19 protein-coding genes and 1 pseudogene are annotated in these 21,480 nt (G+C 70.8%); 7 read left to right on the forward strand and 13 right to left on the reverse strand.

The window, feature by feature from the left end; genetic code table 11:
- Window positions 1–15 precede the first annotated feature (15 nt).
- From AAW14_RS13105 to AAW14_RS13130, 6 genes and pseudogenes are all read right to left on the reverse strand, one after another.
- Window positions 16–417 carry an SseB family protein gene (locus AAW14_RS13105; RefSeq protein ID WP_265563387.1) on the reverse strand — a complete coding sequence of 134 codons (402 nt, stop codon included), beginning with the start codon at window positions 415–417 and terminating at the stop codon, window positions 16–18.
- A gap of 285 nt (window positions 418–702) precedes the next feature.
- Window positions 703–870: pseudogene (locus AAW14_RS13110) on the reverse strand (isochorismatase family protein); the annotation flags it as partial.
- Window positions 816–941 carry a hypothetical protein gene (locus AAW14_RS13115; RefSeq protein WP_265563515.1) on the reverse strand — a complete coding sequence of 42 codons (126 nt, stop codon included), beginning with the start codon at window positions 939–941 and terminating at the stop codon, window positions 816–818. The pseudogene AAW14_RS13110 and the gene AAW14_RS13115, both read right to left, overlap by 55 nt.
- A gap of 191 nt (window positions 942–1,132) precedes the next feature.
- Window positions 1,133–2,977, reverse strand: coding sequence for a phospholipase C (locus tag AAW14_RS13120; protein WP_265563389.1), 1,845 nt, complete (start codon window positions 2,975–2,977; stop codon window positions 1,133–1,135).
- A gap of 170 nt (window positions 2,978–3,147) precedes the next feature.
- Window positions 3,148–4,392, reverse strand: a complete 1,245-nt coding sequence (efeB, locus tag AAW14_RS13125) for an iron uptake transporter deferrochelatase/peroxidase subunit (protein WP_265563391.1) — start codon at window positions 4,390–4,392, stop codon at window positions 3,148–3,150.
- Entirely contained in the window at window positions 4,389–5,591 is a 1,203-nt protein-coding gene (locus AAW14_RS13130) for an EfeM/EfeO family lipoprotein (protein ID WP_416223294.1), read from the reverse strand. The genes efeB and AAW14_RS13130 overlap by 4 nt, the downstream gene beginning before the upstream one ends.
- Window positions 5,592–5,892: 301 nt before the next feature.
- On the opposite strand from AAW14_RS13130, the gene AAW14_RS13135 reads away from it, so the two are divergent.
- From AAW14_RS13135 to AAW14_RS13150, 4 genes are all read left to right on the forward strand, one after another.
- On the forward strand, window positions 5,893–6,831 hold the full coding sequence (locus AAW14_RS13135) for a Ku protein (RefSeq protein WP_265563395.1): 939 nt from the start codon (window positions 5,893–5,895) through the stop codon (window positions 6,829–6,831).
- 114 nt (window positions 6,832–6,945) lie between these two features.
- A complete protein-coding gene (locus AAW14_RS13140) occupies window positions 6,946–7,311 on the forward strand; it encodes an ANTAR domain-containing protein (RefSeq protein ID WP_265563397.1) in 366 nt (121 codons plus the stop codon).
- Window positions 7,312–7,592: 281 nt separating this feature from the next.
- Entirely contained in the window at window positions 7,593–8,267 is a 675-nt protein-coding gene (locus AAW14_RS13145; protein ID WP_265563399.1) for a dienelactone hydrolase family protein, read from the forward strand.
- A 599-nt stretch (window positions 8,268–8,866) separates the two neighbouring features.
- Window positions 8,867–11,143 (forward strand): FUSC family protein, encoded by a 2,277-nt coding sequence (locus tag AAW14_RS13150; RefSeq protein WP_265563401.1) that lies wholly within the window; start codon window positions 8,867–8,869, stop codon window positions 11,141–11,143.
- Window positions 11,144–11,254: 111 nt separating this feature from the next.
- Here AAW14_RS13150 and AAW14_RS13155 read toward each other — a convergent pair whose 3' ends face one another.
- Entirely contained in the window at window positions 11,255–11,650 is a 396-nt protein-coding gene (locus tag AAW14_RS13155) for a hypothetical protein (protein ID WP_265563403.1), read from the reverse strand.
- A 153-nt stretch (window positions 11,651–11,803) separates the two neighbouring features.
- Between AAW14_RS13155 and AAW14_RS13160 the strand changes: the two genes are divergently transcribed.
- Entirely contained in the window at window positions 11,804–12,307 is a 504-nt protein-coding gene (locus tag AAW14_RS13160) for an LURP-one-related/scramblase family protein (protein ID WP_265563405.1), read from the forward strand.
- Between the two features lie 60 nt (window positions 12,308–12,367).
- Window positions 12,368–13,069, forward strand: a complete 702-nt coding sequence (locus tag AAW14_RS13165; protein ID WP_265563407.1) for a metal-dependent hydrolase — start codon at window positions 12,368–12,370, stop codon at window positions 13,067–13,069.
- Window positions 13,070–13,073: 4 nt separating this feature from the next.
- Here AAW14_RS13165 and AAW14_RS13170 read toward each other — a convergent pair whose 3' ends face one another.
- From AAW14_RS13170 to AAW14_RS13190, 5 genes are all read right to left on the reverse strand, one after another.
- Window positions 13,074–14,102, reverse strand: a complete 1,029-nt coding sequence (locus tag AAW14_RS13170; protein ID WP_265563409.1) for an MASE1 domain-containing protein — start codon at window positions 14,100–14,102, stop codon at window positions 13,074–13,076.
- A gap of 189 nt (window positions 14,103–14,291) precedes the next feature.
- Window positions 14,292–15,569 (reverse strand): PP2C family protein-serine/threonine phosphatase, encoded by a 1,278-nt coding sequence (locus AAW14_RS13175; RefSeq protein WP_416223296.1) that lies wholly within the window; start codon window positions 15,567–15,569, stop codon window positions 14,292–14,294.
- Between the two features lie 366 nt (window positions 15,570–15,935).
- Entirely contained in the window at window positions 15,936–16,628 is a 693-nt protein-coding gene (locus AAW14_RS13180; protein ID WP_265563413.1) for a response regulator, read from the reverse strand.
- Window positions 16,629–16,799: 171 nt separating this feature from the next.
- Complete coding sequence (locus tag AAW14_RS13185) at window positions 16,800–17,264, reverse strand: pyridoxamine 5'-phosphate oxidase family protein (RefSeq protein ID WP_265563415.1); 465 nt, start codon at window positions 17,262–17,264, stop codon at window positions 16,800–16,802.
- A 194-nt stretch (window positions 17,265–17,458) separates the two neighbouring features.
- Entirely contained in the window at window positions 17,459–19,846 is a 2,388-nt protein-coding gene (locus tag AAW14_RS13190; protein ID WP_265563417.1) for a phosphoketolase, read from the reverse strand.
- A 301-nt stretch (window positions 19,847–20,147) separates the two neighbouring features.
- On the opposite strand from AAW14_RS13190, the gene AAW14_RS13195 reads away from it, so the two are divergent.
- Window positions 20,148–20,420, forward strand: coding sequence for a hypothetical protein (locus AAW14_RS13195; protein WP_265563419.1), 273 nt, complete (start codon window positions 20,148–20,150; stop codon window positions 20,418–20,420).
- Here AAW14_RS13195 and AAW14_RS13200 read toward each other — a convergent pair.
- Window positions 20,414–21,331 (reverse strand): SGNH/GDSL hydrolase family protein, encoded by a 918-nt coding sequence (locus tag AAW14_RS13200; protein ID WP_265563421.1) that lies wholly within the window; start codon window positions 21,329–21,331, stop codon window positions 20,414–20,416. The genes AAW14_RS13195 and AAW14_RS13200 overlap by 7 nt on opposite strands.
- Window positions 21,332–21,480: the final 149 nt, after the last annotated feature.

Consider the following 21,480-nt stretch of genomic DNA (forward strand, 5'->3'; position numbering starts at 1 on the left):
GCCTCCAAAGTCGCGTCAGCCGTGGGCGACCAATGTGCGAATGCCGTCCGAGTTCAGCGTCAGACCGTGCGGCGAAGCCGCGTCGATGGTGAGCGTGAGGTCGTCGGTGGGCCACTGCGACGCGAGCGCGCCGAGCGGTACCAGCCGGTAGCGCGAGACGAACGGCAGCAGGTCGGCCATTTCCGTCTCGGTCGTGAACACCGGCACCGTCTGCTCGCCGTCCGGCTGCTCCAGCACGGGCAGGGCCACGGCATTGGGGTTGGTGGCGTCCTCCTCCGAGGCGTCGTCCGGCACGGGGACGAGCACGTCGCATGCCGCCAGCGTGTCCAGTGCCTCCGGGTCCGCGGCGTCCACCGCGAGAGTGTCGAGTGCCGCCTGAGCTGCGGTCGGGCGGTTGGTGTTCTCGGGTGTGTCCATGGCAATCCCCAGGTAGTGACGGCACGGTCCGGAACCGTCGGCTCCGGACGGGCTCCCGACACGTACCCATCCGGAACCGAGCCATGCATGTCAGGGCGGCCGGGTTGGACAGCGGGCCACCGGATGTCGAGTCCTCGGATGCCGAGGCCAAGGCCGGATACGGGCAGGGCGAGCAGGGGCGGACCGGCGGCTGCCCCGGTGTCGGCTCCCCTGGCGTCAGGCTCCCGTGGGCCGGTTCTCGCCGAGCCGGTTCTCGCCGAGCCGGTTCTCGCCGAGCCGGTTCTCGCCGGGCAGTTCGTCGGCGGTGACCACCAGGACCTCCACCCCGGCGTCGGCGGCGGCGAGAGCCGTGGACAGCACGCAGCAGTCGGTGCTGACGCCGGCCGGCACCAGCCGTCCTACGTGTCCGACGCGCCCGTCCAGTTCGGGTGTCCACTTGCCGAAGCGCGGGGCGGCCAGGGACCGCCCGGCTCGGCGAAGACGCGTTGCATGTCGAAGACGGCGAGCAGGTCGCCGGTGGTCATGCGACCGGCGCCTGCTGATTCGCCGTGGTGCCCGGGCTCTCCCGCCTCCTGCTCCCGCACGTCCGTGCCGCAACGCCGGTGTGCCGAGATGTCCGGCGGAGGCCGAGTGGGGTGGTCGGGGACGTCAAGGGAGCGTCGCGGGCGGTGGCCCCGGCACCGCCGGAACCACCGCCCGTCAGGTCCGCGCCACGTCAGGCGCGTGCGCGGCCCTTGCGACGCAGGGTGAGGTACGTGCCCGTCGCGCCGGCTGCAACGAGTGCGCCCGTCGCGATGCCCACCGGGACGGCGGGGAACGACGAGGCGTCCGTGTCCGCGGCCGTGTTCTGCATGGCCGGGCCCGGGGTGATGCTCGTGGCGACCGCCTTCACGGGGCGGATCGGGCCGACCGACTTCACCGAGCCGTCCGAGTTCAGCAGCACCTGCCTGTTGTTGGGGTGCCGGAAGTCGAACATGCCCGCAATGGAACCGGCCTTGGAGTCGAAGGAGTGGTCGCCGATCCGGCTGGTGTGCCAGTTGTCCTCGATGAAGCGGATGATCGAGGACTGGTCGGTCTGCGTGTGGTCGACCTTGTTGACCCGGCTGTACGGGGAGACCACGAGCAGCGGCTGACGGGTGCCGGGTCCGCAGCGGTCGGCGTAACCGCCGGATGCCGCCGGGCCCGCCTGGCAGGCCGGGCTGTCGGTGGCCTTGCCGTTGGAGCCGGGCGTGGTGTCCTGGGATCCGTTGCGCGGCTTGGCGTAGGCGTGGTCGTACCAGCCGTCGGAGTCGTCGTACGCGATCACGACCGCCGTGGACTTCCACTGCGGCGAATTCTGGACGGCGTTGATCTGCTGGACGAGGAAGTGCTGCTCGTCGATGGGGTCGGAGTAGGCGGCGTGGCCGTCCTGGTACTCGGCCGCCTTGACGAAGCTGACGGCCGGCAGCTTGCCCGCCTTGAGGGCCGCGTCGAAGTCGGTCAGGTCGTAGTTGTGGTTCGCCTGGCCGTTGTGGCCGACCTCGTCGACGCTCTTGGGCGGGAGGTGGTGCGGGTTGGACGTCGACTTGTAGTACTCGAACGGCGAGTGGTGCGGGCTGTAGTCGATGACGGAGGCACCGCCGACATTGGTGTGCGCGGTGTCGCACTTGGCGTAGTGGCCCTGCTGGCCGTCCCACGCGGTGGACGGCCGGAAGCCGCCCTGGAACCAACCCCAGCTGACCTTACGGGAGTTGAGCACGTCACCGATGTTGCGGCCCTGCATTGAGGCGAGAGCGTTCTTGCTGGTGTGGTCCTTGCCGGAGCAGTCGTCGTAAGCCGGGTCGGGGTCGTTGATGACCGTGCCGACACCCTTCGCGTCGGGCGACTGGACGGTGTACGAGTCCGGCGTCGACGTCTGCTTGGGGTTCTCGGTGCCGGAGGCGGGGTCCATGGAGACGACGCCATGCGTCTGACCGGAGACCAGGTTGAGCGCGCCCGGGGTGGACGGCCCGTAGGCCGAGCTGAACGAGCGGTCGCCGAGGGAGTAGTGCTGCGCATAGTTCCACAGCGCCGTAACGGTGTTGCCGTCGTAGTAGTCCATCACCAGACCCGGCTCGCCGAACAGTGTGCCCGAGCACTTGCCCGAGTCCGTGTTCTGGACGAACTGGTCGTTCTTCCCGCCGTTGTACGCGTACTGCTCGGGCCCGTAGGCGTGGTTCTGGTCGCAGGTCATGGCCTGGGACGGGGAGAGCCGCTTGGGCGCGTACTGGTTGGGGTTCTTCGTCAACAGCCCGGCGGTGCGCAGGTTGTCGATGTCCTTCGGGGTCTTCCTGGACGCCGTGAACTTCGTACCGTCGGTGTTGGCGGCCTTCGGGTAGGTCGCGAAGTAGTGGTCGAAGGAGACGTTCTCGTCGAAGAGGACCACCACGTGCTGGATGGGCGTGGCCGTCGAGGAGTTGGCCCCCCTTCCGTCCGGTGTGGCGGCCCAGGCAGGCCCGTTGGCGCCGATGAGTGTGAGGGCCGCGGCGCCCGCGAGCGCGCCGAAGCTCCGTAGCGTTGCTCTTCTACCCCTGCTGGGCATGGTGGTTCACCTTCCGGACACGAACGTCAGTGCGCCATACGGTCAGGGATGCTCCGGGGAGCGGACGGCACCGCGTCGGCCTCCCGATGGCGCGCGGGTGAACACCGGGTCAGGGAAGCCAGATCAAATCTTGACCTTGCCTTGACCCGGTGGGTCCGCATGCCCTCGGGTCACGCGAACTGGCCGAGCAGTGCCCGACCGTACCAGTCCGTCCGGTCCCGTACGCCCGGCAGCGCGAAGAAGTAGCCGCCGCCGAAAGGCTTGATGTAGTCGGTCAGGGGCTCGCCCGCGAGGCGACGCTGAACGGCCTCGAACTGGCGGGCGGGGTCCTGCTGGTAGCAGCAGAACAGCAGACCCATGTCGAGGTTGCCGTTGCGGTCCATGCCTGCGTCGTAGTTGTAGGCACGGCGCAGGATGCGCTGACCGGCCGTGCCCGCCGTCCGCGGGTTGGCGAGCCGTATGTGGGCATCCAGGGGGATGACGTCGCCCTTGGGATCGTTGGGATAGTCGGGGACGTCGTGCTCGGCATTGCCGTCCAGGGGCGCGCCGGACTCCCGGGCACGGCCGAACATCCGCTCCTGCTCGGTGAGGGAGACCCGGTCCCAGAACTCCACCAGCATGCGGATCAGCCGTACGACCTGATAGCTGCCGCCGACCGTCCAGTCCGGCTCTCCCCCACCCCGTCCCACCCACACCAGGCGGTTCATCTCCCGCGCATCCGCCGCGTCGGGGTTGGCCGTTCCGTCCTTGAAGCCCATCAGATTGCGCGGTGTGCCCGAGGGCCGGGGCGGGCTGCTGAAGCCGTCGAGGCGCCAGCGGACCTGCATGGCCCCGCGGGTGTGCCGGGCGATGTCGCGCAGGGCGTGCAGCACGGTGTCCGGATCGTCGGCGTGCAACTGGAGGCTGAGGTCCCCGTGGCACCACTCCGGCCGGAGGTCGTCGTCGGGGAAGGCCGGCATGGTGGCGAGCCTCCGCGGGCGGTGGGCGGCCAGGCCGAAGCGGTCGTCGAAGAGCCCGGCGCCGACCCCGACGGTCACCGCCAGGGCTCCGGCGGGCAGCCGTTCGCCGAGGACGCCGGAGTCGGCGGGCGGGCCGGTGATGCCGACCGGCGGGGGCGTTCCCCCCGAGGTCAGGGAGCGGGCCCGGCCGGTGAGGGTGCGCAGCAGATCGGTGAGCTCCTTGCGGCCGACGGCTGTCACGTCGAAGGCGATGAAGGCGCTGACCCGGCGCGGAGCGGCGAGGACCGACTGCTGGTGTGCGCCGTGGAACGGCACGATCGGGGGCGTATCCGCACCCGGGCCGTCGCCGGCGGCCGGGGCAGACGCGCCGCCCGTCGTGAGCCCTGCGCCCGCGAGGGCCGCCCCGCGCAGGAAGCCGCGCCGGCCGACCCCGCTCGTACGGGGGGATGTGGTCATACCGTTCTCCGTGGGTCGCAGAGCGTCGCCACCTGGGCCAGCCGCTCGACCAGGTCGCCGAGGACCGCGTCGACCTGTTCGCGCTGCGCGCGCTCCAGACCGTCCAGAGAGGTCCAGCGGTCGCCGTGGCGGAAGCCGTCCAGGGAGCGCCGGGCGCGGTCCATCTGCCGGTCCAGGCCGGGCAGGTCCGGGTACCGGGTACGGAGCAGGGGGCGCAGCCGGGACAGAACGGCGCGGGTGCCGTCGAGGTTGGCGCGGGCGGTGGCGAGGGTGCTGCCGCTGCCGTAGTCGGTGCGCCCGGTGAGCTCGGACTGCACGGTGTTCTCCAGGATCTCGTGGGCCCGCAGGCCCAGCTGGGCCGGGTCCATGCGGGCCTGCGCCCAGTCGGCGCGCAGCCCGGTGACGGCCTTGACGAGGTCGTCCGCCGGGGCGCGCAGGGTGGCGGCGGACTGCCCGTGCCACAGCCCGTACTCGATCCGGTGGAAGCCGGTGAAGGACGGGTCCTTGACGCCGCCGGGCAGCCCGGCGTCCGTTCCGTTGATGCTTCGGTCCGCGTCACCGAAGGCGTTGTACGCGGCGCCGAGGCGCTCGTACGCCAGGTGCGCCGGGAGCCAGGTGGTACGGGCCGCTTCGAGGTCCCCGCGGTCGACCGCGTCCCTCAGCAGGCCGGTCAGGCGCCCGACCTCGTCCAGGCCGCCGCCCACCCACTTCTGGTAGTCGATCGCGAGCGGGACCAGATCGTGCTGCGTGACAGGGGCGGCGGCGGGCCCGGCCCGGCCCGTTGCGATGCGGACCGTGGGGCCCCTGACGGCGTCGGCGTCGTCGGGCAGACAGGTGAACGCGTACGAACCTTTGCCGAGGCGGACGGTCAACTGCCGTGTCGTACCGGGGCCGATGCCCTCCACCTCGCCGTACACCGCGCGGCTGCGGGCGTCCTCGAGGTACACCTCGGCGGCGGCGCTGGAGGTGTTGTGCAGGTCGAAGACCTGAAGACCGGAAACCGGCGAGGTCCAGCCACGCCCACAGCCGCTGGGCGACACCTCCACGGTGGTGTGCACAAGCCCGTCGGCGGCGGCCCGCGCCCGGCGGGCCCCGCCGACAGCGGTGACCAGCAGCGCCGCCACGAGGGCGAGGGTGAGAAGGAGTCCTCCCGCGGCCCACAGTCGGGCCGGCCGTGACATGAGGCCGGGCACCGGCATCCCTGCGCGCCTCCCCGGACGACGTACGAACGAACCGACGCGCCCGTTTGCGGGGCGCGAGCACCCCCATGCTAGGCAGTACCCTGCCCCCAACAGCCACACGGGGGGCATGGAAACCAAGAGTTCGTCCGTGGTTCACCGAGCGCTCGCCGTTGGAGCGAGGCGCGCCCACGGACCCGTACGGCGACGACCACGCACGGGTCCGCGCGCGGCGCCGCCCTCCACGCGGACCGCTCCGCCGTGCCGCCGGGCGGGGCCCTTCGTAGGCTGGTGCCCTCGGGGCACGTCACGGAGGTCTGCGATGCCCCGGAGCATCTGGTCGGGAGCGATCAGCTTCGGCCTGGTCACGATCCCGGTCAACGTGGTCCCGGCGACCGAGGACCACAGCATCCGCTTTCACCAGTACCACGTGGAGGACATGGGCCGGGTCCGCGTCCGGAAGTTCTGCGAGGCCGAGGACCGGGAGGTGCAGCCCGAGGAGATCGGCAAGGGCTACGAGATCTCCAAGGACCAGGTCGTTCCCGTCCTGGACGAGGAGTTGCGGCAGCTGCCCCTGCCGACGGCGCGGGCCATCGAGATCGCCGCGTTCGTACCGGCCGAGTCGATCGACCCCATCCGCATCGGCGAGGGCTACTACCTCCAGGCCTCCGGAACGGTGGCCGCGAAGCCGTATGCGCTGCTGCGCAAGGCGCTGGAGAGGACGTCGAAGGTCGCGGTGGCGAAGTTCGCCTGGCACGGCCGGGAGAGGCTCGGCCTGCTGCGGGTGCGGGACGAGGCGATCGTGCTGCACGCGATGCGCTGGCCGGACGAGATCCGGGACCCGGGCGAGCTGGCTCCACCGCAGGTCAGGCTCACCGAGGACGAGATCGCCGAGGCCGAGCACCTCATCGACCGCATGACCCGCGACGACCTCGAGGGCCCCGACTTCGTCGATCACTACACGGAGGCGCTCCAGCAGGTGATCGAGGCCAAGCGGGAGGGGCACGCGCCGCCCGAGGTGCCGGAGCCGGAGGCAGCGCCCGGCAAGGTGCTGGATCTGATGACCGCGCTCCAGGCGTCCGTGGCCCAGGCGAGGGCCTCGCGCGGTGAGGGGGCGGAGGCCGAGGTCCACGAGCTGCCCGAGAAGAAGGCCGCCGCCAGGAAGGCGGCGAAGAAGGCACCCGCGAAGGAGACCGCGGCGAAGAAGACCACCAAGAAGACCACAGCGAAGAAGACGGCCCGCAGGCCGCGCACCGCGTAGCCGTGAGCGGGGCCCGGACCGGGAGACGCATCCCACATGGTCCGGGTCGTCCACGGCGCCGACCTGGGGGAAGCTGTAACTGCGAACCGCTCGCTATCCCCCAGGGGCACCATCATGGCGTTCTTTGAGATATCGAAGCAGCAGCCTCTGCACCTGCTCTCCACCGCCGATCTGGCGACCGAACTCGACCAGCTCTACGAGGAGAACGCGCAACTCCGGCGCGCCGTGACGTCCCACGCCACCATCGACCAGGCCATGGGCGCGGTGGTCGTCCTCGGACAGGTCGCGCCGGAGGAGGCCTGGCAGGTCCTGCGCGACGTCTCGCAGCGCACGAACACCAAGCTGCGCGTCGTCGCCGAGCACATACTGAAGTTCGCGCAGGGCGGTGCCCTGCCGGATCCCGAGCTGGACGAACTGAAGAAGGCGCTGAACCGGTACTGGACCTGCTCGAAGGTCGGTCTCTCCCCTCCCGGCGCCTGACGCGTCACCGATCCGGACGAACGGCCGGGCCCCGGGTTCGAGCAGTTCGTCGTCCGGTCCCGACAGGAGGCATGTGCCGCGGGCCGGACCGGGAGTCCGCAGGGGACCGGCCCGGCACCACACCCGGAGCAGCACGGTCAGCCCGAGCGCCCCGGTGGCGCGCGGGCGGACGGACGCGGTCGGCGAGATGATCCGGGACGGGTTCCGGCGCGTGCCTTCTCGCTCGAGCGCGGGTACCCGCAGTGCATCGGACATCGGACGGCCGCGGAGAGGTGGACGAGATGATCTCCGAGTTGGTGGTGATTCCCGCAGAGGGAGCCGTGCTCGAGGGCGACCTCGTGGTTCCGGGCCCGGCACCGGCGGTGGTGCTGTTCGCGCACGGCAGTGGCAGCTCCCGCTTCAGTCCGCGCAACCGCGCGGTCGCGGCCGCACTGCACAAGGCCGGACTGGGCACCTTGCTCCTCGACCTGCTGACCGAGCGTGAGGAGCGCGAGGACGCGGCAGCGGGTCAGTACCGCTTCGACATCGGGCTGCTGAGCCGGCGCCTTGTCGCGGCCATGGGCTGGCTGGCGCAGGAGCCGAACACCAGAGGGCTCCCGGTAGGCCTGTTCGGGGCCAGTACCGGGGCGGCCGCGGCGCTGGTCGCGGCGGCCGAGGAGCCCGAGCGGGTGTATGCGGTGGTCTCCCGGGGCGGACGGCCGGATCTGGCGGGCGACGCCCTCGAGCGGGTCTCGGCACCGGTCCTCCTCATCGTCGGAGGCAACGACGAAATGGTCCTCGATCTCAACCGGAAGGCCGCCGAGAAGCTGTCGGGTCCGAATGAGATCGTCGTCGTGCCGGGTGCCACGCACCTGTTCGCGGAACCCGGCGCCCTGGAGCAGGTGGCCCAGGCCGCCGACCAGTGGTTCCTGGCACATCTGAAGGACGCCGGGGCCCGCACCGGGCACCCGGGGTGAAGCAGCCCGGCCACCGTGTGACACCGTCAGATCGGCTGTGGAGGACTTGCGGTTCCACCGGTTCCACCGGTTCCGCACCGTGAGCACGCCGTCCTCGAGGCGGATACCCGCATTGGCCCAGCACAGGGCGCCCAGCGCGCCCGCCCACAGCAACGGGAACGCGACGGCCAGGTTCCCGATCACCAGACCCGCCTTCCCGGACCCCGCCGACGTGCCCCGTCCCCTGGCCATCATGAGGCCCATGCGCAGCGCCCCGATGACGATGAGGGGTGCGCCCTTGACCAGCGGAGCCCAGACGGTCCTGCTGTCGGGCCCGACCGAGACCCACGGCGCGTCCACGCCAGTTCGGCCGGTGTCCTGACCTGTGCGAGGTGGTCGGCGGCAACCGCGGCGGGCCAGGACGGTTCGGTCACGGGCAACTCCGGGGCCGGGAGGGCGATCGACCGGGGGGACGGGGCGGCGTCTCACGGCCGGACGGTGACCCGGCGTCAGGGCGGACGGCACGACGGCCGGTCATCCGCGCGACGGGCGCAGATCCGGGTATCCGCGGCACCCACGGTCCGGAGGCCGGGCGCGGCGTGCCATGCTGGGACTGGATCATGACGGACGCGGCAGAGGGCAGCGGAGTGAGGGCGACGAGTCGGTCGGTTCGGGTCAAATTGGGGGATCGCGTCGCGGCATCCGACCCCGGACTTCTGCGACTCACGGCCGGTCTCCGAACCGTGGCCGCCATCACGCTCACCCTGGCCGCTCTGGCCCTCCTTCGGGTCGGCGTAATGCTTCTGGTGGCGGGCGCCTTGTCGGCCATGGCCGCGACCTTCGCCATCCGCGAGAAGGAACGGGCCCGGCAGGCCGTCACGCTCGCTCTGGGCCTCCTCGTGGCGCTCGTGTCGGTGTCGCTCGGCGCTCTGCTGAACTCCCGCCTCGTGGCCGGGGACGTCTTCTTCGTCGTTCTCATCTTCTGCGCCGTCTACGGCCGCCGGTTCGGCGACCGCGGTACGGCCCTGGGACTGATCGGATTCCAGGTCTACTTCCTCTCCCTGTTCGTCGGCGCGACCGCCCGGACGCTGCCGGGGCTCTACGGGGCGATCACCATCGCCTTCGTGTGCAGCGCCGCGGTGCGCTTCGCCCTGGTGCCCGAGACGCCCTCGGGCACCCTGGACCGGTTGCGCCGGGCCTTCAGGACCCGACTCGCCCAACTGATCCAGGCGCAGATCGCGTTGTTCGACGCGGGTCCGCAGGACATGGAGAAGGCCCTCGAGGAGACGCGCCGCAGGACCGCGGCTCTGCACGAGACCGCCGTGATGATCCAAGGGCGCCTCGAGCAGGGAACGCCCGACGAGACGGTGGCCCGGCTCGTGCAACGCCGTATCGCCGATGCCGAGATCGCCGCTGAACGACTGGGGCTGCTGCTGCTCACCGCGCGCGGCGCCGGGCGGGCAGACACGCTCACCCTGCACCTGCCCGGAGCCCCTGTCCCCGCAGGCCGCCCGCTGCCCGAGCGGGACGAGACGACCGACACGCTGCGCCGCGACCTCGAGGCGCTGCGTCTCCTCGTGCTGCGGCCCGTCGCGCAGGAGACGGGCACCGCGCTGTCCCACGTACGCAACCGTCTCCTCGGCTACCGGGAGGAGGACAACCTGCCGCCCGCGCCGCCCGCCGTCCAGGACGCCTTCCGGGGCATCGGAGAGGCGGCGCGCGCGGTACTGGGGCTGCGGATCGCCCTCGACGGGCCGCAGGACGAGTCCGACGACACGCCCGCGACGACCCGCTCACGCGAGGAACTGGACGCGGAGGACGCCGCCATCAGCGGCAGTGAGAAGGCGGAGCGGGAGGACGGGGAACCCGGCGGGCTGAAACGCCCCACCACGCGTGCGGCGGTGCAGGTGGCCGTGGGATCGGCGCTCGCCATCGTCGGCGGAGAGTTCCTCTCCAGTCAGCGGTGGTACTGGGCGGTGCTGACCTGCTGGATCGTGTTCATCAACACCGCGTCCACCGGAGAGATCCTGGTCAAGGGGTACCGCCGGGTGCTGGGAACCGTCCTCGGCGTGGTGGCGGGCATCGGGCTGGCGGCGCTGGTGGGGCATCACACCTGGACCGCGTTCGCCCTGGTGCTGGTGTGCATCTTCGCGATGTTCTACACGGCGCCCCTGTCCTACACGCTGATGTCCTTCTTCGTCACCGCGATGCTGGGACTTCTCTACACCCTGCTCAACAACTACAGCCCCTCGGTGCTGCTCCTTCGCATCGAGGAGACCGTGCTGGGCGCGGTCTGCGGAGTCGTCGCGGCGGCGGTGGTACTGCCGATCCACACCGATCGTCGTACGAACGAACTGCTCGTCACCGTGCTGACCCGGCTCGGCGACGTCACCGAAGCGGCGGTCGACCAGCTCAGCGGCGGGCCCGCGGCCGACCTCCTCGACAAGGCCCGCGACCTGGACCAGGCGCTGGCCGACCTGCGCGCCTCGACTCAGCCGCTCACCCATCCGATCACGCCCCTGCGGGCGCGCCGGGACACCGCCCGCCACGTCGTGGCGATGCTGGAGACCTGCGCCTACCACGCGCGCTCACTGGCCGCGACCGCGGAACTGCTGCCCGCGCACCCTTCCATCGCGGCGGATCCCCGCCTGCGCCGCGCGGGACGGCGCATCGTGCACAACATCGAGGCGATCTCCGCGCGCCTCACGGACGAGCGCAGCAGCCCCGTGCTGGAGACGGGCCCCAGCATCGCGTCCATGCTCAAGCCGGGCACCCTCGGCACACCCAGGTACGACCGGGTCACCGACCGCGTGCTGCGCCATCTGCAGCGCCTGGACGAGGCGGTGTCCGGCCTGGCCCGCCCGCTCAAGGTCCCCGTCGGCCCGTCGGAGAAGTGACGGGGGCCTTCTCCGTCTCCGGGTGGTCGCCGGGGGCCTGCGGCCAAGGCCGCCGAAGCCTGGGCAGCGCCGCGGCCACCGTCTTGCGCCAGGGGCGGTGCTCCTGCCCTGCTACAGGGCGCGGCGGCGGCGATGCCGCCGAACGGCGCGGACCAGCAGCCAGACCAGCAGGACCACGATGAGGATCACGACGACCACGACGACCAGCAGGAAGATGCCGAGCTTCTTGAGGAACCCGCCCTTCTTCCCGGCCTTCCCCTTGCGTGACCGAACCACCGCGACTCGATGCGCCGACGAGGTCTGCCGGAGACGGGCGGCGTCGGCCGAGGTACCGGAGAGTGCAGAAACGGCGCGCGCGGGGCTGCCCGTCACCGCCGACTGACTGTTGCCGAATCCTGCTCGTTCGCCGCTCTGCGCGGACGCCGCAGGCACCGCGAGCACCAAGCCGAGCAGCACCCCCAGGAGCACAGCCGTGGTACGGCTCCTCCGCCGACGTGTGATGTTCACTCATGCCTCCCCGGTTCACGTGCAGATGCGCTTGCCGCCTTGCGCAAGGGTGCAACTATTATCCCTGCAGAGCTTCTTGGCATCTTCCTGCCTGGCGTCTGTCCTGACGAGACCGCGCCACCCGGCAACTGAACGATCTGGACGGGGTTTTCCATGCGCTATCTGGTACGCGATCGCATGCTTGCGTTCCACGAGGAAGCCTGGGTCGAGACCGAGCACCGGGAGAAGCTGTTCAGGGTCGACCGCAAACTGCTCCGGCTGCGGACCACGTTCCACTTCGTGGACGTCGAGGGCAATCAGGTGGCCGGCATCGTCAGGAAGGCCCTCACGCTTCACCACACGATCCTGATCAAGCAGAACGGCGCGGTGGTGGGCCGGATCAGTAAGCGCATGTTCCGGATCTTCGGGGACCACTTCAGCGCCACCCTCAGGGACGGGCGGCGGCTGCGCATAGCCGGAAACGTCTGGGACCGCGAATTCGACGTCCGGTACGACGGCAGCACGCTGGCCCGCATCTCGCGTCGTTGGTTCAGCATCCGCGACGCGTATGCGGTCGACGTGATGAGTGAGCCGGACGCGCTGCTCATGATCGTCCTCGCCGTGTGTGTGGACCACATACTCGAGGACCGCAAGGGCGAGCGCCTCACCAATCTCTGACGCACCGGTATACCGCCCGCGCCACACCGGTGGCGCCGAATCGGGGGAGAGAAACGCACCATGATGGGTCATTCGCATGCCGTGAGCGGCGCGCTGATCTTCGCGGGCACCGCGCCCTACGTCCCGCCGCTGGTTCTGCACACGCATCTTGCGCCGCAGGAAATCCTCATGGGCACCGTGTTGTGCGCGGGCGCCGCGCTGCTGCCCGACCTGGATCACCACGACGGGACGATCGCCAACTTCCTCGGCCCGGTCTCCAAGTTGCTCTGCAGGTTCGTGGCCTGGATCTCCGGCGGTCACCGCCATGCGACGCACTCCCTGTTCTTCGTCGCCCTCATGTCCTTCGGCAGCTGGGCCGGAATCACCTACCTGGGCAGGCCCTTCACTCTCGGCACCACCTTCTTCCTGCTGGCGCTGGCCGTGCGGGCGCTGAATCTCTGTCCTCCTGGCCACGGCTTCCACGCCTGGGGCACCATCGTGGCCCTGGCCGGACTGGGCACCGCGGCCATCGACAAGTTCATCCCCTCCACGCCCGGCTGGCTCCCCTATGCCATCGGGCTCGGCTGTCTGGCACACCTGCTCGGCGACTCCCTCACCAAGCACGGTGCCCCCTGGCTGTGGCCGCTCAAGACCCCGTACGAAATCGTGTTGATCAAGAGCAGCGGCAACAAGCTGGAGACCGAGATACTCACCCCGCTGATGGGAGCCGGCACCATCGCCCTCCTCTGGCTCACCGTCCTGTCGCCGCATCCCCTCACCTGACGGATCACCACGGTCCCGGGGTCGGTCCTCCGTCGGCTGACTCGTCCCCCTGTCCGCCCTCGCCGTCGGGGTGCGTCGGGTGATGGTCGCCGCCCGATGTGATCCTCGCGACCATCTCGGCGAGTTGACCGCAGGCCCGCTCGATCTCCTTCTGGGTCTGGTTGCGCTCGGTGACGGCTGCCGCGAGAAGCAGCGCCGTCAGGGCCACGGAGCCGTTGAACGCCTGCAGACTGATCATGCTGGTGAGCAGGTCGTGACCGGCGAACGGGCCCGACTTCCGGGCAGCCGCGGCAATGGCGAAAATTGACACGGCCAGTGCGCAGGGTGCGGCCCCGGCCCGCTGGAAGCGGAAGGCCGCCCAGATGAGCAGCGGGAAGCCGAGGAACAGGAGCGGCGTCTGTGCGGTTTCGAGGAAGCCGACACAGACGGTGGCCGCCAGGAGGAGCAATCCCTCCGCCCATCGCGCCGGCGGAACCCCCTTCGGCGGACGGGCCGAGTACAGGACGAGCAGGACCGGCGCGACCAGCAGGACCCCCATCGCGTCGCCGGTCCACCACACCGACCACGTCGGCCAGAACCCGGCAGCGGGCAATGCGTGGGCGAGGAAGAGGGTGCCGCTCCCCACCGTCGCGCTGACGAGCGTTCCGGTGAACGCGCCGAGGAAGACCAGCACGAGCGCGTCCCGCAATCGGTCCATTTCGGTGCGGAAGCCGGCACGGCGGAGGAGCAGATACGAGCAGAGGGGTGCGAGCGTGTTTCCCACCATGATCGCCAGTACGGCGGGGACCGACGGCCCGAGCGAGATGTTGACCAGAAGCGCGCCGAGTGCGATCCCCGGCCAGATGCGCGGGCCCAGGAGGAGCAGGCCGGCCAGGGCAATCCCGGTCGGCGGCCACAGCGGGGAGACCTGGCCACGCACCAACTGCTGGATCAGCCCCAATTTGCCCGAGGCGTAGTACAGCGCGGTGACGGCACAGATCTCCAGGGCAACGACCCCTCCGCGTCGGAGGGTCTCATGCCGCGCGACTGACATCGGGAGCTCTCCCCATCGGCTTTCGCCCCCGTAGTCCATCGTCCGTCGGTCGCCCCGAATCCACCACGTCACCGCCGGTCCGGAGCGGCGACCCGCTCCCGGAGGGGGCTGCTGGGGTACCGCCCGGTGACCCGTCCTGTCGCCGCGGCGCGGGTTCAGGCAAGGCGCGGGTTCAGGCAAGGCGCGGGTTCAGGCAAGAGGGGTGCGCAGGGCGAGGATGGCCATGTCGTCGTGGCCGTCGCTGGGGTGGCGGTCGGCCAGTACCTGGACGAAGTCTTCCAGCGACAGCGCGGCATGGGCGGTGGCGAGCTCGGCGAGCTGGTTCAGGCTCTCGTCGATGGGGTGGTCGGGGTGCTCGACGAGCCCGTCGGTGAAGAAAACCAGGGTGGTGCCCGGGGCCAGCAGGCGGGTGTGCTCCGGGCGGGGGTACTCGGTGTCGACCCCGAGCGGCAGCCCGGGGTCGGCGAAGAGGAATTCCGCCGGCCGCCCCGAGGCGATCAAAAGCGGTGGAACGTGGCCCGCGCTGCTCCAGCGGAGCCTCCAGGCCGGTCCGGCGGGTTCGATGCGAGCCAGGCTGGTGGTGACGACGGGGTTGTCGGTGAGGGCCTGGAGGGTGCGGTCGAGCTGGGCGAGGACCGCGCCGGGCGGATTGCGCTGGTCGAACAGCAGAGCGCGCAGCATATTGCGCGTGGAGGCCATGGCGGCCGCGGCATGCAGATCGTGGCCGACCACGTCACCGATGACGACAGCCACCACATTGTCGGGCAGCAGAACGGCGTCGTACCAGTCTCCGCCGAGTCGACTGGGCTGGGCAGCGGGCCGGTAGATGGCGGAGGCCGCGAAAGGCCGCAGGTCGGGCAGGGTCGGCAGGAGGAGCCGCTGGAACTGCTCGGAACTGGCACGAACTCGTTCGAACAAACGCACGTTTTCGATCGCGATGCCTGCGGCGCTGGCCAGGGCGACGACGATGTTCTCGTCGTGGACATCGAAGGGCTGTCCGTCGTGCCGCTCGGAGAGGTAGAGGTCACCGTAGATCTCGCCACGCACACTGATGGCGACGCCGAGCAGGGTACGCAAGTGCGGGTGGCCTGCCGGGAAGCCGACGGAGGACGGGTGGGCGGAGATGTCGTCGACCCGCAGTGGCTCGGGGTGGCGGATGAGATGCCCGAGGACGCCTCGGCCGCGCGGAAGGCCGGTCTCGGCCAGGTCGGCGCGCTCCTGGTCGGACAGACCGGCAGCGATGAACTGCTCCAGGTACTCCCCGGACTCGTTGAGCACTCCGAGCGCCCCGTAGCGGGCGCCGACGAGTTCCATGGCAGTGGTCACGATCCGGTCCAGCACCGCGGGCAGCTCCATCTCGCGACTGATGGCCACCACCGCATCCAGCAAACCCTGCAGCCGGTCCATGGCGGCGAGCAGGGCGCGCAGCTGCTCGTCGATCCGGCCCAGCTCGGCGCGCAGCCGCATACGCAGATCGGAAAGGCGCAGCGGCTTGGTTTCCCTCCCCTCCTCCTCTCCCGCCATCACGACCGCCCGAGGGCCCGATGGCCGGTCTCGGCAGCCCTCCCGGTGACGGTCCGGCCGAGGGGGCCCGTGCCGACGAGGGGGCCGGGCAGCGGGGCACGGGGCTCGCGGCGCGCAAGGTCGCGACGGATCCACTCATGCAGTCCCACAAGCGAGCGGTACACCCCGGCCTCCTGGTACGACCATGATCAAACAAGACCACAGCGTGACACGGGAAAAAGATCCAGGCGCCCATTACTCCAATGGCGGCACGCCCCACACCGCTGGTGCCGCCGGCCCTTTCGGTCGAGGGCGCCACGGCGCGTGCCGTCAGTGACCTTGCCCGAGCCCGCGGTCCCGGGCCTGGGTGGCGATGACGGCGGCCTGGATGCGCCGCTCCACGCCGAGCTTGGCCAGCAGGCGGGAAATGTGGTTCTTCACCGTCTTCTCGGCGAGGTACAGCCGCTCGCCGATCTGCCGGTTGGTCAGGCCCTCCCCGATCAGGGCCAGGATCTCCCGCTCCCGCTGGGTCAGGCCGGGCAGGGAGTCCGGCTCGGGCTCCTCCTGCTGCCCTCCGCGCAGCCGGGCCATGAGCTTGGTGGTGGCGGTCGGGTCGAGCAGCGACTGGCCGCGGGCCACGGTCCGCACGGCGGAGACCAGGTCCGAGCCCTGGATCTGCTTCAGGACGTAGCCGGACGCGCCCGCCATGATCGAGTCCAGGAGCGCCTCTTCATCGTCGAACGAGGTCAGCATGAGGCAGGCCAGTTCCGGCAGGCGCGAGCGCAGCTCCCGACACACGGTCACACCGTCGCCGTCCGGCAGGCGGACGTCGAGGACGGCCACGTCCGGGCGCAGGGCGGGAACGCGGACCAGGGCCTGCTCGACGGTGGCGGCCTCGCCGACCACCGTGATGTCCGGTTCGTCGTCCAGCAGGTCGTGCACCCCGCGCCGCACCACCTCGTGGTCGTCCAGGAGGAAGACCCGGATCGGGGTACCGGGGCCCGCCTGCTCACTGTCCGCCATCGGGGACTCCTTGACTCCTTGTGATGTCTTCGGATTCCCCAGGATCCTTCCCGAATCCGGGACGAAGGGAGAGGGCCGATCGGCCCTGTTTCGTGGCGTCATCCGGTGACCGACTCTCGCAGTACTGCACGCGGTCGCCGACACGCCGTCCCCAGCCGGACATCGTGGAAGTCATGGTGGCGGGCGGCCGACACGGGCCCAGGACGTTGCCGCCTCCAGCCGGTAGCCGGTGACGAGCTCCGGCACGATGCGCACCATGTGGGCCATCTCTGCGTCGATCCAGGGGACCAGCAGGCTCTGACAGCGGGCCAGATCGTCCGGGTCCGTGATCCGGGTCGCGACACCGGTCAGCACCACGCTCCAACCGGTGTGCGTGTCCGGGTCGATCTCGTCGGCCTCGTACGCCACCACCTCCGGACCCAGGGATCGGTTCAGCAGACCGGAGCCCGAGTGCGTGCGGATCACCACGTTGCCCCCGTGGACCAGGTGGTTGACGGGCCGAATGACGGGCAAGGCCTGCCGAGTGAAGCCGACACGTCCGAGGGGCACGTTCGCCAGCAGCTCGAGCGCCTCCTCCCGGCCCAGCTCGACCATGCGCGCGCCCGCCCTGGTGGCAGGCACCTTCCCGGCCTTCATGGCGCCCCCTCGCAGGGCGCCGCATGCCCGGGCCCCGCGAGGACGGAACGCCCCACGACAGCGATCACGTCCAGTCCTCCTCTCTCCCTGACACACTCGTCTCTCCCTCACACACTCGGATCTCCCCCCTCACACACCCGGACCGTCCTCCGGGGGTGCTGCGGAGGCGCCGTGCCCTTCGTTGGCAGGTGCGTTCAGCCGGTCCAGGCCCAGTCGGCCACCTCCGGCAGGTCGGTGCCGTGCTCGCGGATCCACGTGTGGTGGCGCTGCCGGGCGTCCACCATGCGCTGGCGCACGGCAGCGGCCCGCACGGCCAGGCCCGGGACGCGGTCGATGACGTCCATGACCAGGCGGTAGCGGTCGAGGTCGTTGCGGACCACCATGTCGAACGGCGTGGTGGTGGTGCCGATCTCCTTGTAGCCGCGCACGTGCAGGTTGCGGTGGCCGGTGCGCCGGTAGGCCAGACGGTGGATCAGCCAGGGATAGCCGTGGTAGGCGAAGATCACTTGCTTGTCCGTGGTGAACAGCCCGTCGTACTCGAAGTCGCTCATGCCGTGGGGGTGTTCCTCGCTCGGCAGCAGCCGGGCGATGTCGACGACGTTCACCACGCGCACGGCGAGCTCGGGCAGGTGCCGCCGCAGCAACTGGGCGGCCGCCAGCACCTCCTGGGTGGGTACGTCGCCCGCGCAGGCCAGTACGACATCGGGTTCGCGGGAGCCGTCCTCGGTGCCGGCCCAGTCCCAGATGCCGGCGCCTCGGGCGCAGTGGACCTTGGCCTGCTCCATGGAGAGCCAGTCGAAGCAGGGCTGCTTGCCGGCGACGACCACATTGACGTAGTCGCGGCTGCGGAGCACGTGGTCGGCCACCGACAGCAGGGTGTTGGCGTCCGGCGGGAGGTAGACCCGTACCGCCTCCGGGCTCTTGTTGAGAATGTGGTCGACGAAGCCGGGGTCCTGATGGGAGAAGCCGTTGTGGTCCTGGCGCCACACATGCGACGTCAACAGGTAGTTGAGCGAGGCGATGGGCGCGCGCCAGGGCAGGCGGCGGGTGCTTCGCAGCCACTTGATGTGCTGGTTGACCATGGAGTCGACGATGTGGACGAAGGCCTCGTAGCAGGAGAACATTCCGTGGCGCCCGGTGAGGAGGTAGCCCTCCAGCCAGCCCTGGCAGGTGTGTTCGGACAGGATCTCCATCACACGGCCGTGCGGGTCGAGGTGTTCGTCCACGTCGAGGGTGCCGCCCTGCCAAGCCTTGCCGCTGGCGGCGTAGACGGCCTGGAGACGGTTGGATGCGGTCTCGTCGGGGCCCACGAGGCGGAAGTCGCGCCGGTCGGCGGTGGCCCGCATGACGTCCTGGAGCATGTCGCCGAGGAGGCGGGTGGGTTCGTGCAGGGTCGCGCCGGGCTTGTCGACGGCGACGGCGTACCGCTCCAGCGGCGGCAGGGGCAGTTCGCGCACCAGGAGTCCGCCGTTGGCGTGCGGCGTGGCGCCGAGTCGGCGGGTGCCCTGCGGGACACACGCCAGCACGTCGGCGCAGGGCACGCCGTGCTCGTCGAACAGTTCCTCGGGCCGGTAGGAGCGCATCCACCGCTCCAGCTGCAGCAGGTGCTCCGGGTTGTCCCGTACGGCAGCCAGCGGCACCTGGTGGGAGCGCCAGGTGCCCTCCACGGGCAGGCCGTCGACCTCGGCGGGGCCGGTCCAGCCCTTGGGGGTGCGCAGTACGATCACCGGCCAGCGTGGCCGGTCGGAGGCGCCCTCCTCACGGGCGGCGCGTTGGAGGACCGCGATGCGGTCCAGGGCGGTGTCCATGGCGCGCGCCATCGCGCGGTGCACGGCGGCCGGTTCGTCGCCGGTGACGTGGATGGGGTCGTGCCCGTAGCCGCGCAGGAGGTCGTCGAGCTCGTGCTCGGGGATCCTGGACAGCACGGTCGGGTTCGCGATCTTGTAACCGTTGAGGTGCAGGATCGGCAGGACGGCTCCGTCATGGACCGGGTCGAGGAACTTGTTGGAGTGCCAGGAGGCGGCAAGGGGACCCGTCTCCGCCTCACCGTCACCGATCACACAGGCGACCAGCAGGTCAGGGTTGTCGAGCGCGGCACCGTAGGCGTGGGAGAGCGAGTAGCCGAGCTCACCGCCCTCGTGGATCGAGCCCGGCGTCTCGGGGGCGACATGACTCGGCACCCCGCCCGGGAAGGAGAACTGCCTGAACAGCCGGGCCATGCCGGCCGCGTCCCGCGTGACGTCCGGGTACGTCTGCGTGTACGAGCCCTCCAGCCAGGAGTTGGCCAGCACGGCGGGTCCGCCGTGTCCGGGGCCCCAGATGCACAGGGCGTTCAGGCCCCGGGCCTTGACGACACGGTTGAGGTGGGTGTGGACGAGGTTGAGGCCGGGTGAGGTGCCCCAGTGGCCGAGCAGGCGCGGCTTGACGTGCTCGGGGCGCAGCCGTTCGGTCAGCAGGGGGTTGTCCATGAGGTAGATCTGGCCGACGGAGAGGTAGTTCGCGGCGCGCCAGTGGGCGTCCAGGGTGGCGAGCTCCTCGTCCGTGAGGGCGGCTACGCGTGCCTGCTGTGTGTCGGCGGGCATGGGGGTCCTTCCGGGGCGGGGCGGCTGTCGGGGGCGTGCTGCGTGCCGGTGGGCATGCCACCCCACCTTCGGACGATCCGCCGGGTGCCCGACAGGGCCGTTCGGGCCACCTCCTTGGGCCATCCCGTCCGCGCGCGTGCCCGGCTCACCTTGTGCGGCCCGGGACCGTCCGCCCCTCCGACGAACCCGTGCTCAGTCCGGCCGCGGTGTGCGTCCGGTCGGCCGCGCGGGCCGGCTCGGATGCGGTCGGCGGTCCCGCTCCAGGCGCCGCCGCCTTCGTGGGGACCGGGCACTGGTCCCGATGGGTCCGAACGGCCCTGCCAAGGTGGGCGGCGCGGCGGCGGGCCTGGTGACCGCGCGGGCCGCCGGCATCCCGTTCGCACGCCGGCGCGCGGAGCGGCAGCCGGTGGGCGCCGTGCTGCTCGAGGACCTGCCGCGGACCGCCGTGGAACTCGTGGGCACCGGCAGCGACCAGAGCAGCGCGGAGGTCCGCTGGACGGCACCCGACGGTTCCCGGCGCGCGGGGCGGACCATGGTGGGGACCGGTCAGTCGGGGTTGTCGACCGCTCAGTGACGCGGGCGCCCCTTGCCCGGGAGCCCCAGTACGGCACCGGCCATGGCTTCCTCACCTTTGGCGTTGGGGTGTGCGGGGGCTGCCGGTGACGTCGGCTGCAACGGTTCGATCCAGCGGTCCGCAGGGGCCTTGCACATGTCGTGGTCGCGTGTGGGCCCGTAGGTGTCGACGTACTCCGCGCGATTCCACTCGGCCACCAGGCGGAGCATCAGGTTCAGTCGCTTTTCGGTGTCCCGCAGATAGGGGAAGTCCTGGGCCGCGAACGGCACCGAGGGGTAGCAGCCGCTGCCGTCGTCGGGCAGGAGGTCGGGGTAGCCGACGACGAGCACCCGGGCGTGCGGTGCCCTGGTGTGCACGGCCCGCAGCACACGGTCGATCTTCGGTGCCGTCTGTGCGGTGCGCACCGCCAACTGGTCGACCCCGGACGAGTCGTAGTAGCGCCGGCACGGGCTTCCCGTCAGATCCTTTGAGCTGAGGCGGGCGCAGGTGGCAATGATGGAGCCGAATCCGATGTCGTTGCCGCCGATCTGGATCGTCACCAGGTCGGTGTCCCTTTGCAGCGCGTTGAGTTGGGGGGCGTTGGTGCCCTGCGGCTTCCACATGTTCTCGGTCGTCGCTCCGGCGCAGCTGACGTCCCTGAACGTGGTCGCCTTTCGCTGCGCGGCCACGAGCGACGGGTAATTGTGGTCGGAGCGGGCGCAGTTCGCATCCACCTGGTGCGGGATACCGGGGCCCGAGGTGTAGGAGTCTCCGAGCGACACGTAGTGTGCGGCGCGGCCGAGTCCCGTGCCGTGCGCTGCCGCGGGTACTGCGGAAGCGACGAGGAGGGCGCAGCCACCGAGAGCCGCTCCTAAGGCGGCCGGCCGTCGGCGACGTACCGTCGCTCTGCCGGGATGCGTGTCGTTCGCCATGGAATTCCTCCCCCTGGGGTCGGGGCCTCGCACGGAGCCGACACCGAGGGGCGGCCGCCGCACGTTCGACGGAGCTTGTATACCGTCCGGTATGTCTCCGGGGCCAGAGGCGGGCACCAAACAGCTGGGCGGGAGCGCAACAGGCGCGG

Origin of the sequence: Streptomyces hygroscopicus, from assembly GCF_026168105.1 — a bacterium.
Classification (GTDB): Bacteria; Actinomycetota; Actinomycetes; order Streptomycetales; family Streptomycetaceae; genus Streptomyces; species Streptomyces hygroscopicus_D.